The following is a 12,476-nucleotide window of genomic DNA, read 5'->3' as shown; positions in this document are numbered from 1 at the left end:
ACATGACCGACGAATTCTCCGTGGAAAGCGTCTACGCCGAACTGCTGGGCCGGGCGCCGGAAAACAAGATGGAGCCCCGCCTGGCGCCGCTGTTCCGTGCGATGGACGTGCTCGGCGAGCCCAACAAGGCCTTCCCGATCATCCATGTCACCGGAACCAACGGCAAAACTTCCACGTCGCGGATGATCGAATCCGTGCTCCGCGCCCACGGCCTGAGCACGGGACGGTACACCAGCCCCCACCTGTCCAAGGTCACCGAACGGATCAGCATCGACGGCCACCCCGTCTCCGACGAGACGTTCGTCAGGATCTGGGACGAAATCCGGCCCTACCTGCAGATCGTGGACTCCGAGCTGGAAGCCGAAGGTCAGCCCCGGCTGACCTATTTCGAGTGCCTCACCATCCTGGGCTTCGCCATCTTCGCCGACCAGCCGGTCAACGTGGCCATTATCGAGGTGGGCCTGGGCGGGATCACCGACGCCACCAACGTGGGCGACGGGCAGGTGTCCGTGGTGACGCCAATTTCGCTGGACCACACGGACCTGCTGGGCGACACCACCGAGGACATCGCCTACGAAAAAGCCGGCATCATCAAGCCCGGCGGCTACCTCGTCAGCGCGGCGCAGCCCCTCGACGCGGCCCAGGTGCTGCTGGAAAAGGCCAAGGAAGTGGGCGTGCCCTTCCGCTTCGAAGGCGTGGAGTTTGGCGTTGAATCGCGGACTGTGGCCGTAGGCGGCCAAATGGTCACCATCCAGGGCATCGCCGGCCGCTACCCTGACCTGCTGGTACCGCTCCACGGCGCCCACCAGGCTCAGAACGCCGCCGTAGCCGTGGCCGCCCTCGAAGCATTCTTTGGCGGCGAAAAGGAGCTCGACTTCGAGGTCCTGCAGGAAGGCTTCGCCGCAGTGACGTCACCGGGCCGCCTCGAAGTGGTGCGCACGGCACCCACCATCATTGTGGACGCCGCGCACAACCCCGACGGCATCAGGGCCTCCGCTGCGGCCCTGCAGGAGGCATTCACCTTTACGCGCCTGGTGCCCGTGGTGGGCGTGCTCAAGGAAAAGGATGCAGAAGAAATCCTGCGCGAGCTGAGGGAATCCCTGGGCGACGTGGCCGTGGAGTACTGCTTCACCCAGTCCAACTCACCGCGCGCCGTACCGGCGGCGGACCTCGCAGAGCTTGCCATCGACCTGGGCTTCGGCGAGGACAACGTCCACGTCGCCGAGAAACTGGACGATGCCCTGGAATGGGCCGTGGAGCGGGCCGAAGCCAATGATGACCTCTCCGGGGCCGTGCTGGTCACCGGATCGATCACCCTGGTGGCCGAGGCCCGGATCCTGCTCGGAAAAACGGAGGCGTGAGCATGGCCAGACTGACAAAAGCGCAGCGGGAATGGCGTCCCGGCATGCCGAAGAAGCGACGCTCCACCAAGGTGATGTTTGCCTCCACGGTGCTGCTCCTGGAAGCATTCGTCATGTTCTTCGCCACCCTGGTGGTGTTCGGCCTGCGCCGCGGGGAGTTCCCGCCAGCCCTGATCCTCGGTGTGGGCATCGGCCTCAGCGTGGTCATCGTCTTCGCCTGCGCGGTCCTGAACAAACCGTGGGGCATCGGCCTGGGCTGGATCCTCCAGCTCGTCCTGATCCTCACCGGCATCTTCGAGCCCGCCATGTTCCTGGTGGGCGCGCTGTTCGCTCTGGCCTGGTGGTACGGCATCCGCACCGGCATCCGGCTTGACCGGGAAGCGGTGCAGCGCGAACGCGAACAGGCCGAATGGGAAGCCGCCCACCCGGACCAGGCCGCCGGCCCCGCCCAGCCGCAATCCCCGTAAGCCAGTCCCCGTAGACTTGTCCCGAAAACCCACCAACGCATTGGAGCAGTTGTGACCACAGAGCGCACCCTCGTCCTGATCAAGCCCGACGGCGTCGCCCGTAACCTGACCGGCGACATCCTGGCCCGGATTGAAGCCAAGGGCTACAGCCTTGTTGAGCTCAAGAAGGTAGATGCCACCCGTGAGCTGCTGGAGCAGCACTACGAGGAGCACGTTGGCAAGCCCTTCTACGAGCCCCTGGTGCAATTCATGCTCAGCGGACCCGTCGTGGCGGCCATCTTCGAAGGCCACCGCGTCATCGAAGGCTTCCGCTCCCTGGCGGGTACCACGGATCCCACGACGGCGGCCCCGGGCACCATCCGCGGCGACTTCGGCCGGGACTGGGGCCTGAAGGTGCAGCAGAACCTGGTGCACGGATCCGACTCTCCGGAATCCGCGGACCGGGAAATCAAGATCTGGTTCCAGTAAGCCCGGCGGCATAACAGATAAGGCCAATGTTCTTTGTGAACATTGGCCTTATCTGTTGATCGGGCGTCAGGAGTGGGCGAGTGCGCCGCTAGAACCCCGAGGTTCCTGCGAAGACCTGGATGAACGCGAAGAAGATGGTGGCGATGACCGCCACGTACAGCAGCGCGGTGATGATCCAGCCGGAATCAGCCACAATGCGCGCCGCGCCCGCCGGCATCGGAATGACTCCGGCGGAGATGTTCCGGATGGTGGTCCACACGAAGAGCGGGATCATGGCCGCCCAGACGATCATGCACAAGGGGCACAGGATGTGGATGGAGTACAGTGCCTGCGACCACAGCCAGACGACGAACGCGAAACCGAGCGTCACGCCCGCCTGCAGCCCCAGCCAGTACCAGCAGGCAAAGGTCGCGCCGGAGAGGAGGGCCATGCCCACCGTGATGATGATGGCGAAAGCCACGATCCCGATGAACATGTTGGGGAAGCCGAACAGCGAACTCTGCCAGGTCTGCATCACCTGGCCGCAGGAGATCCAGGGATTCACATCGCACACCGTGGTGTGGTTGGGATCCTTGAGTACCTCAAGTTTCTCCAGAACCAAGGTTCCGGAGGCAAGCCAGCCCACGATTCCGGTGACCACCAGCAACCAGCCGTAAGGCCGGTTCCCGGCCATGCGTGGAATGCTGCCTTCGGTACGGGTCCGCGGGTGCGCGGCCCGTTCCTCTTCATGGGCGCTGACGGGGGAGATGCTGGGCATGGGTGTTTGCGTCCTTTTCGTCCGGTGCTCCTGTGCCTGATTGTAACGCCGGCGGCTGGACCCACCACACAGCATCGGCACCGGCAACGGCCGCTTCCGCGGCGATCCGGCGTGGGTGTGAGAGAATGAACATGGCTGGAAGCCGATCCACATTCGGACTCCGGTCCGGTGGTTTGTTCCCAAGACCGCCAATGATGAGCAGGGCAGGCTTCGGATTCCTCCGGCACACCCGCGACTCCATTGGGCGGCACCTGGTTGTAGCACGCAGAACAACGGGTTTTCAGAACAGCCACCGGCTCCCACGGGCTGCCGCACCCCAATGACGGTGCGAACCTGGGAGTATCCACTTGACTTCTGTCAATGCCCGCGGGTGTTGACAATATGTGCCCCAATGGGTGCCGGATGTGGCGGTACGTCAGGGGCAGGAGTGTCGCCACATATGGACAATGATCAGGAACTGGCCGTTAACGACGAAGCAGCGGCTGCTGCACCCAAGAGGGCGCCTCGCGTCCGCCGCAAGGCGGCCCCGAAGACCGACGCCCCGGCGGAAGCCGTAGCCACGGCGCCGGAAGCCGCCGGCCAGGGCTCCGACGGCAACGCAGCGGCCGAAGCTGCCGCCGGTGAAGAGTCCGCCACGGCACCCAAGGCCCCCGCCCGCCGCACGCGTGCACGGAAAAAGGTGGACGCCGCGGAACCGCTGCCCGACTTCGCCCACGAAACGGAACCGTCCGTCGCTGCCGCCAACGACGCGCCCGCGGCCTCCGGCGCAGCGGGCGAAAGCCCCACCGCCTCCCCGGTCCCGGAGGTGGCGCAGGATGCCGAAACCAAACCGGTCCGCCGCCGTCGGGTAGCCACGCGCAAGGCTGCGTCCCCCGCCTCCGCGCCCGCTGCCGGCACTGTTGCCGCCGCTGACGTAGCTCCGCAGGCCGCAGTGTCCGAACCTGCTGTGTCCGAACCCGCCGTATCCGAACCAACCGGCGACGCCCCAGCCCGGACCACTGCTCCGGCCGGGCAGCCGGCCACCCAGGAGCCCGCCGCCGTCGAGTCTGCCGCCGCTCCGGAGGCGGCCGCATCCCAGCAGGCACCCCAGGAAGGTGAAGTGAAGGACGGCGCCCAGTCCGCGGCTGCCAGCCCCTTCGGTTCCCTCTTCCTCGAGCCGGCGTCCCCCACGTCAGTACTCTTCCAGGCGCCGGACCTCAGCACCGTGGCCCGGCCAGCCGCAGCCGCCGCAGAAGAGCCCGACGAGGAAGAAGAAACCGAAGACACCGAGGATTCCTACGGCCGCCGCCGGCGCCGCAGCCGTGGCCGCCGTGGCCGCAGCCGCATCGGCGACAGGACCGACGAGGACACCGAAGACAGCAACGCCGAGGCAGACGCCGACGACGAATCTGACGAGGAAACCAGCGGCCAGCTGGAAGACGGCGTCACCTCCCGCCGCCGGCGCCGCCGCCGCCGCGGGGACCAGGACCTTGAGCTCACGGGGGGCGGGGACGATGATCCGCCCAACACGGTCACCCGGGTCCGCGCACCGCGTGCTGTCACTGAAGCACCGGTGAGCAACCGGGTCACCAGCGTCAAGGGCTCCACCCGCCTGGAGGCCAAGAAGCAGCGCCGCCGCGAATCCCGCGACACCGGCCGCCGCCGCACGGTCATCACCGAGGCCGAGTTCCTGGCCCGCCGTGAGTCCGTGGACCGCCAGATGATCGTCCGCCAGCGCGACGACAGAATCCAGATCGCTGTCCTGGAAGACGGTGTCCTGGCTGAACATTTCGTGTCCAAGACCCAGCAGGACTCGCTGATCGGCAACGTATACCTGGGCAAGGTCCAGAACGTGCTGCCGTCCATGGAAGCTGCGTTCGTGGACATCGGGCGCGGCCGTAATGCCGTCCTCTACGCCGGCGAGGTCAACTGGGAAGCCGTCAACCTTGAAGGCAAGCAGCGCCGCATCGAGAATGCGCTGAAGTCCGGCGATACCGTCCTGGTCCAGGTGACCAAGGACCCGGTAGGACACAAGGGCGCCCGCCTCACCAGCCAGATCTCCCTGCCCGGCCGGTACCTGGTCTACGTACCCGGCGGTTCCATGACCGGCATCTCCCGCAAGCTGCCCGACGTCGAACGCAACCGGCTCAAGCGAATCCTCAAGGACCGCCTGCCCGAACACGCGGGCGTCATTGTCCGCACCGCCGCCGAAGGCGCTTCCGAGGAAGAGCTGACGCACGACATCAACCGGCTGCGCGCCCAGTGGGAAGGGATCGAAAGCCAGTCCGCGTCCACCAAAATCCTCGCCCCAGAACTCCTTTACGGCGAACCCGACCTCACCATCAAGGTGGTCCGCGACGTCTTCAACGAGGACTTCTCCAAGCTGATCGTCTCCGGTGAGGAAGCCTGGGACACCATCGAGGCCTACGTCACCTACGTGGCGCCGGACCTGGTGGGCCGCCTGGAGAAGTGGACCAAGGACCAGGACATCTTCTCCGCCTGGCGCATCGACGAGCAGATCCACAAGGCCCTGGAGCGGAAGGTCTTCCTGCCCTCCGGTGGCTCACTGGTGATCGACCGCACCGAAGCCATGACCGTGGTGGACGTCAACACGGGCAAGTTCACCGGCAGCGGCGGCAACCTCGAAGAGACCGTCACCAAGAACAACCTGGAAGCCGCCGAGGAAGTGGTGCGCCAGCTGCGGCTGCGCGACATCGGCGGAATCATCGTGATCGACTTCATCGACATGGTGCTCGAGTCCAACCGCGACCTGGTCCTCCGCCGCCTGGTGGAGTGCCTGGGCCGGGACCGGACCAAGCACCAGGTTGCCGAAGTCACCTCGCTCGGGCTGGTCCAGATGACCCGCAAGCGCATGGGCACCGGCCTGCTGGAAGTCTTCGGCGAGCAGTGCGAGGCCTGCGCCGGCCGGGGCGTGGTGACCCACGACGACCCCGTGGAGCACCGCCGCGCCAACATTGTTGCGGCCGAGCACCACGTCCAGCGCGCCGACAACCGGCCCGAGGCCCGGGTGGAAACGCGTCCGGAAGGGCAGCGCACCGCCGATGCCCAGCCCGGCGCCCGTTCCGAACGCAAGCGGCGGCGGGGACGCGGCGGCCAGCAGGCCGAGGCTCCCGCAGCCCCGGCACCGGCCGTCCACGTCCACACTGTCCATCCGGAACCCACGGATGCCGAGCGGCATGCCAAGGCGGAGGCCACCCGGCTCGCCCTGGCCAACATCGCCGCTGCCGCGCACGCTGCCCATCTGCATGACGACGAGGTGGCAGCTGCCCGGCAGGTACCTTCCGTTGAGCCCGCGCCGGCGCCCGTCGAGGAAAGGCACGACGACGACGCCCCGGCCCGCCCCGCAGCGGTCCTGACATTTGGCGGCGAGGAAGTCCCGCTTCCGTTCGTGGAGCACGCGGAGGACCAGCATCCCAAGCCTGCCCTGACCCTGGACCGCCTCGCCGAGGCCTTCGCCCACCTGGGCCAGCCGGCATCTCCCGTGGGGAATGCGCCCGGCAAGGCTGCAGAACCGGCGACGGCGGCGGAACCGGTTCAGCCCGAACGCCAGCCTGCCGGTGGGGGAGCGGAAGCCCGCACCCCCGCTGCAGCTGAAGCTCCTGCCGAAAAGGACTACTCGGACCACACACTGGAGCAGTCGCGGCAGCGCAGGCCGCGGCGCCACCGTGCCGCCAGCCGTGCCCAGGGTGCAGCCAACCAGACCGCTGTCCAGCACCACGAAAACGTCCAGGCTGCAGGTGCGGGACACACACACGCAGCCAAGGCACCCGAACCGGCGAAGGCCCCGGCGGAGCCGGCCAAGGCGGCGGGGGAACCTATCATCCTCGGCGTGGGCGTGCCTGCCTCCGAGCTCTAGGCAGGGGAGCCCCACCAGGCTGACACCTTCGCAGCATCCAGGAATCCCCGCCACGCGGACCATTCCCCCGGAACTCCGGGGACTGTCCGGGTGGTGGGGATTCCTGCTGTCCCGGGACTGTCCCGTTGCGGGGCTGTCATCCTTTCCTGCGGACGCGGCCCACGGGCTAGGGTGGAAGCCGACACGGGGTGCCGCGCAAAGGGCCGGCTGAGATCCACACCCGTTGAACCTGTCCGGCTAGTACCGGCGAAGGGATGTCTCTTGTCTTCGATCCTTTCCATGCCCCTGCCAGCAGTCTCCGGCGCTCCTGCCACGCCTCCGGCAGGCCGCGACGTCCCCAGGGTCCTTTCCATCGCCGGCTCGGATCCGTCGGGCGGGGCCGGCATCCAGGCCGACCTCAAAAGCATTGCCGCCCACGGCGGATACGGCATGGCTGCCATTACCGCCCTGACGGCACAGAACACCCGCGGCGTGCAGTCCGTCCATGTTCCTCCGGCGGCCTTCCTGGCCCGGCAGCTGGAAGCGGTCAGTGACGACATTTCCATCGACGCCGTGAAGATCGGCATGCTGGGGGACGACGAGGTGATCCGCACCGTCCGCTCATGGCTTGCCGCGGTGCGTCCCGCCGTCGTGGTCCTGGACCCAGTGATGGTGGCCACCAGCGGCGACAGGCTGCTGAAGGAATCCGCGGAGGCGGCCCTGCGGGAATTGCTCCCGCTGGCCCACCTCATCACCCCGAACCTTCCGGAGCTCGCCATGCTGACGGGCCTGGACCCGGCGGAAACCTGGGATGCTGCACTGGACCAGGGACGGCGGCTGGCGGATGCCACCGGAGCCACCGTACTGGTCAAGGGCGGCCACCTGGCGGGGGCCGACTGCCCGGACGCGCTGGTCAACACGGCCGGCGTGCTCTCCCAGGAAGTGGTGGAGGTCCAGGGCAGGCGCATCTCCACCCGCAACAGCCACGGCACCGGCTGCTCCCTCTCCTCTGCGATGGCCACCGTCCAGGCGCGGCTCGGTGACTGGGAGGCCTCCTTGCGGACCGTCAAACCCTGGCTGGCCGGCGCGCTCGAAAACTCGGCGCAGCTTGAGGTGGGGCACGGAAACGGTCCCGTCCACCATTTCCACCATGTGCGGCCGGCTGTGGCGGAAGGCGGGTTCGCCGCACGCCTGTGGGTGGACGCCCGGCAGCACCTCACGGACATCTACGCCCTGGACTTCATTCAGGGCCTGGCCTCCGGCAGCCTCGCCGAGAAGGACTTTGCCTACTACCTGGCCCAGGATGCCCTGTACCTGAACGGCTACTCACGGGTGCTGGCCCGCGCGAGTGCCCTGGCCCCCTCGGAGGCGGAGCAGCTGTTCTGGGCAGGGTCTTCCCAACAATGCCTGGAGGTTGAGTCCGAGCTGCACCGCTCATGGCTCAGCACCCGTCCCGCCCAGGACGGACTTGGCCCCGTCACCAAGGCGTACGTGGACCACCTCACTGCTGCGTCGGCGTCGGGCAGCTATGCGGTCCTGGCTGCCGCGGTCCTGCCCTGCTTCTGGCTCTACGCCGAGGTGGGCGAAAAGCTGCACACGCAGTTCCTTGCCTCGGGGAAACCGGACGGGCATGCCTACGCGGCCTGGCTGCGCACGTACGCCGACGAGGGCTTCGCCGAGGCCACCCGGCGGGCCGTCGCCATCGTGGATGCGGCTGGCCGAAGGGCCTCCGACGGCGAACGGGAGGCCATGGTGACCGCGTTTAAACAGTCCTGCCGCCTCGAAGTGGAATTCTTCGACGCGCCGAGACTTCATTCCTGACCGCGACGGGCAGCACCGCCGGTATCATGGAGAGGCAAGGTTGCGGTGCTGCCTGCTGGGTGTGGTTACTACCACACCCGGGCCGCCGGAACCAGCCTCATTTGCGGCCGTAGATGGATTTAGCGTATTCTGGATCTTCGGTGCTTACGCCAACACTTGGGTTATGACCCCACGGCGTTGAGGCACAGCGAGAATCCTGGCTTTTCCGAGTCGGTTCCGCACGCAAATTTTGTAATAAACGTCGAGAGAAGTGAGTTCCCAAGTGGTGTACGCGATTGTCCGCGCAGGCGGCCGCCAAGAGAAGGTTTCCGTTGGAGACTTCGTTACCCTGAACCGCGTCGCCGGTGGAGCCGGCAGCACCATCGAGCTGCCCGCACTGCTCCTGGTTGATGGTGACAAGGTCACCTCCGCCGCCGCCGACCTGGCCAAGGTAACTGTCACGGCTGAAATCCTTCAGGACCTGCGTGGTCCTAAGATTGTCATCCAGAAGTTCAAGAACAAGACCGGCTACAAGAAGCGCCAGGGTCACCGCCAGGAACTGACCAAGGTCAAGATCACCGGCATCAAGTAACCACCGGTTACTGTTCAGGTATTTCAACAGATTCCCCAGAATTTAGAGGCAGGCATTTCAGATGGCACATAAAAAGGGCGCGAGCTCCACTCGCAACGGTCGCGATTCCAACGCTCAGTACCTCGGCGTCAAGCGCTTCGGCGGCCAGGTTGTTTCGGCAGGCGAAATCATCGTCCGCCAGCGTGGCACCCACTTCCACCCGGGCGCCGGCGTTGGCCGTGGCGGGGATGACACCCTGTTCGCCCTGACCCCGGGCGCCGTTGAATTCGGCACCCGCCGCGGTCGTCGCGTGGTCAACATCGTTGCTGCTGCAGCTGCAGAGTAACAACAAGTTCTGAAGCGGTGGAGCGGGCCTGAGGGTCCGCTCCACTGTTCTTTTAACAGCATTACAATCGATGTGGCGTCCCCGGGCGCCAGATAAACAGCACCTGAGGAGAACCACGTGGCCAGCTTTGTAGACCGGGTAGTACTGCATGTATCCGGCGGAACCGGCGGCCATGGTTGCGTCTCCGTCCACCGCGAGAAGTTCAAGCCCCTGGGCGGACCCGACGGCGGCAATGGCGGCAACGGCGGCGACGTCATCCTCCGCGTGGACCACCAGACCACCACCCTCCTCGACTACCACCACGCACCCCACCGGCACGCCAGCAACGGGGGCCCCGGCATGGGCGACTGGCGCGGCGGCAAGAACGGCGAAACCCTGATCCTGCCTGTACCGGACGGCACCGTGGTCAAGACCAAGGATGGCCAGGTCCTCGCTGACCTGGTGGGCGAAGGCACCGAATTCGTGGCCGCCGCCGGCGGTCTGGGCGGACTGGGCAATGCGGCCCTGTCCTCGCAGAAGCGCCGTGCCCCCGGTTTTGCCCTGCTGGGCATCGAGGGTGACTCCCGGGACGTCGTCCTTGAACTGAAGTCCATCGCCGACATCGCCCTGGTGGGTTTCCCGTCAGCCGGCAAGTCCAGCCTCATTGCGGCCATGTCGGCCGCGCGCCCCAAGATCGCCGATTACCCGTTCACCACCCTGGTTCCCAACCTCGGCGTGGTGCAGGCCGGCGATGTGCGCTTCACCATTGCCGATGTTCCCGGCCTCATCGAGGGCGCCAGTGAGGGCCGCGGCCTGGGCCACAACTTCCTCCGCCACGTGGAGCGCTGCGCGGCACTGGTGCACGTCCTTGACTGCGGCACCCTGGAATCCGACCGGGATCCGCTCAGCGACCTCGCCATCATCGAGGGCGAGCTGGAGAAATACGCCGTTGACATGAGCTACGCCGGCCAGAACGGTGAAGTGGTTCCCCTGAACCACCGACCGCGCCTGGTCGCGCTCAACAAGGTGGACCTGCCCGACGGCAAGGACATGGCCGAATTCGTCCGCCCGGAGCTCGAATCCCGCGGCTACCGCGTCTTCGAAGTGTCCGCCACCAGCCACGAGGGCCTGCGTCAGCTGGGCTTCGCCATGGCGGAGATCGTCAAGGCGGCCCGCGACGCCGTCGCGGCTGCACCGCCCAAGGTGCAGCCCGTCGTGCTGCGGCCCCGTGCCGTCAACGAAGCCGGGTTCAAGATCCGGCGCGAGGAGAAGAACCTGGAGCCGCTGTTCCGCGTTCTTGGCGAAAAGCCTGAGCGCTGGGTCAAGCAGACCGACTTCACCAATGAAGAGGCCATCGGCTACCTCGCGGACCGCCTCGCACGGCTGGGAGTGGAAACGGAGTTGTTCAAGCAGGGCGCCAAGCCCGGGGACACCGTGGTCATCGGTGACGATGACGGCGTTGTCTTCGACTGGGAACCCACCATGATGGCCGGTGCCGAGCTCCTTGCTTCGCCGCGCGGCACCGATGTCCGGTTCGCCGACATCGGCGACCGCCCCACGCGCAGCCAGAAGCGCGAAGAGCAGCAGGAACGCCGGGACGCCAAGGCTGCAGCCCGCGCCGAGCTCGAAGCAGAGCGGAAAGCCGGGATCTGGACCGAGTCCGTCAGTGGCCGCCGCGCTGCCCAGCCCGTCAAGGAAAGTGGCATGGAAACGGGCGATGACCTCTAAGGGCTTCACAGCGGTACCGGCAGGGGGCGCCGCGGATAGAAGTGCCCTTGCCGGTGCCCGCCGGATCGTGGTCAAGGTGGGTTCCTCCTCCCTGACCAGCATCAAGGGCGGCATCTCGGAGGAGTCCCTGACCGCCCTGGCTGACGCACTGGCTGCCAAGCGCAATGCGGGCGCCGAGATTATCCTGGTGTCCTCCGGGGCCATCGCCGCCGGACTTGCTCCGCTGGGCCTGGCCAAGCGGCCCCGCGACCTGGCCACCCAGCAGGCCGCTGCCAGCGTAGGCCAGGGCCTCCTCATGGCCCGGTACACGCAGGCCTTTGGCGCGCATGGCGTCACCGTCAGCCAGGTCCTGCTTACGGCTGAGGACCTGATGCGCCGCAGCCAGCACACTAACGCCCTCCGCGCCATGGACCGGCTGCTGAACCTTGGTGTGGTGCCTGTGGTCAACGAAAACGACACCGTGGCCACCCACGAGATCCGCTTTGGTGACAACGACCGGCTCGCCGCTCTGGTGGCTCACCTGGTGCGCGCCGATGCGCTCGTGCTGCTGTCCGACGTCGATGCCCTCTATGACGGACCGCCCGCCCAGGGTGCTACGCGCATCCCGCTGGTCACCGGCGCGCACGACCTCGAGGGCGTGTCCATCGGCAAAGCTGGCAAGGCCGGCGTGGGTACTGGGGGCATGATGACCAAGGTGGAGGCCGCCGGCATGGCGGCCGCGTCCGGCATCCACGCCCTAGTGACGTCCACGCCGAACGCCGCAGCTGCCTTGAACGGCGAGGACGTGGGAACGTGGTTCTCCGTCAATGGCTCCCGCAAGCCGGTCCGCCTCCTGTGGCTGGCGCACGTTGCCTCGGTGCAGGGCAGGCTGGTTCTGGACGACGGCGCAGTGCGCGCCGTACGGCACCACCGCACGTCCCTCCTCCCGGCCGGAATCTCTGCAGTGCGCGGAGAGTTCGAGGCGGGCGACGCCGTCGAACTCGCCGCAGCCGACGGCACCGTTGTTGCCCGCGGCCTGGTGAACTACTCCTCCGAGGAACTGCCGCGGATGCTGGGGCGCTCCACTCATGAGCTGGGCGAGGCGCTGGGCAGCGGCTATGACCGTGAAGTTGTTCATGTTGACGACCTGGTGCTGGTCTGAGCCGGAGCCTCGCCTAAACTTGG

General features: G+C 67.0%; 10 protein-coding genes and 1 riboswitch. Of the genes, 9 read left to right on the top strand and 1 reads right to left on the bottom strand.

Annotated features, from left to right (window positions below):
• Window positions 1-2: 2 nt before the first annotated feature.
• Genes HNO81_RS07615 through ndk form a run of 3 tightly spaced genes read left to right on the top strand, consistent with a single transcriptional unit; the run spans window position 3 to window position 2,296 of the window.
• The gene (locus tag HNO81_RS07615) at window positions 3-1,361 is read left to right on the top strand and encodes a folylpolyglutamate synthase/dihydrofolate synthase family protein (RefSeq protein WP_175317516.1); all 1,359 of its coding nucleotides are present in this window, start codon (window positions 3-5) and stop codon (window positions 1,359-1,361) included.
• Window positions 1,362-1,363: 2 nt separating this feature from the next.
• Window positions 1,364-1,828: a DUF4233 domain-containing protein gene (locus tag HNO81_RS07610; RefSeq protein ID WP_175317515.1), complete on the top strand. Its 465-nt coding sequence runs from the start codon at window positions 1,364-1,366 to the stop codon at window positions 1,826-1,828.
• Window positions 1,829-1,879: 51 nt separating this feature from the next.
• Window positions 1,880-2,296, top strand: a complete 417-nt coding sequence (gene ndk / locus HNO81_RS07605) for a nucleoside-diphosphate kinase (protein ID WP_175317514.1) — start codon at window positions 1,880-1,882, stop codon at window positions 2,294-2,296.
• An 88-nt stretch (window positions 2,297-2,384) separates the two neighbouring features.
• Here ndk and HNO81_RS07600 read toward each other — a convergent pair whose 3' ends face one another.
• Window positions 2,385-3,053 carry a vitamin K epoxide reductase family protein gene (locus tag HNO81_RS07600; protein WP_175317513.1) on the bottom strand — a complete coding sequence of 223 codons (669 nt, stop codon included), beginning with the start codon at window positions 3,051-3,053 and terminating at the stop codon, window positions 2,385-2,387.
• A 439-nt stretch (window positions 3,054-3,492) separates the two neighbouring features.
• Between HNO81_RS07600 and HNO81_RS07595 the strand changes: the two genes are divergently transcribed.
• The 6 genes from HNO81_RS07595 to proB all read left to right on the top strand — a co-directional run bounded on the left by HNO81_RS07595 (window position 3,493) and on the right by proB (window position 12,453).
• The gene (locus HNO81_RS07595) at window positions 3,493-6,909 is read left to right on the top strand and encodes an Rne/Rng family ribonuclease (protein ID WP_175317512.1); all 3,417 of its coding nucleotides are present in this window, start codon (window positions 3,493-3,495) and stop codon (window positions 6,907-6,909) included.
• Between the two features lie 174 nt (window positions 6,910-7,083).
• A riboswitch (TPP riboswitch) is annotated at window positions 7,084-7,181 on the top strand.
• Window positions 7,182-7,188: 7 nt separating this feature from the next.
• Window positions 7,189-8,709, top strand: a complete 1,521-nt coding sequence (gene thiD, locus HNO81_RS07590; protein WP_175317574.1) for a bifunctional hydroxymethylpyrimidine kinase/phosphomethylpyrimidine kinase — start codon at window positions 7,189-7,191, stop codon at window positions 8,707-8,709.
• Window positions 8,710-8,971: 262 nt separating this feature from the next.
• Window positions 8,972-9,280, top strand: coding sequence for a 50S ribosomal protein L21 (rplU, locus tag HNO81_RS07585; RefSeq protein ID WP_003803420.1), 309 nt, complete (start codon window positions 8,972-8,974; stop codon window positions 9,278-9,280).
• A gap of 61 nt (window positions 9,281-9,341) precedes the next feature.
• Window positions 9,342-9,605 carry a 50S ribosomal protein L27 gene (gene rpmA / locus HNO81_RS07580; RefSeq protein ID WP_009372867.1) on the top strand — a complete coding sequence of 88 codons (264 nt, stop codon included), beginning with the start codon at window positions 9,342-9,344 and terminating at the stop codon, window positions 9,603-9,605.
• Between the two features lie 117 nt (window positions 9,606-9,722).
• Complete coding sequence (gene obgE / locus HNO81_RS07575; RefSeq protein WP_175317511.1) at window positions 9,723-11,312, top strand: GTPase ObgE; 1,590 nt, start codon at window positions 9,723-9,725, stop codon at window positions 11,310-11,312.
• Window positions 11,302-12,453, top strand: a complete 1,152-nt coding sequence (gene proB, locus HNO81_RS07570) for a glutamate 5-kinase (protein ID WP_175317510.1) — start codon at window positions 11,302-11,304, stop codon at window positions 12,451-12,453. The genes obgE and proB overlap by 11 nt, the downstream gene beginning before the upstream one ends.
• Window positions 12,454-12,476: the final 23 nt, after the last annotated feature.

The organism is Pseudarthrobacter sp. C4D7, assembly GCF_013359725.1.
GTDB lineage: Bacteria > Actinomycetota > Actinomycetes > Actinomycetales > Micrococcaceae > Arthrobacter.
This window is presented reverse-complemented; position numbering and strand designations above follow the sequence as displayed.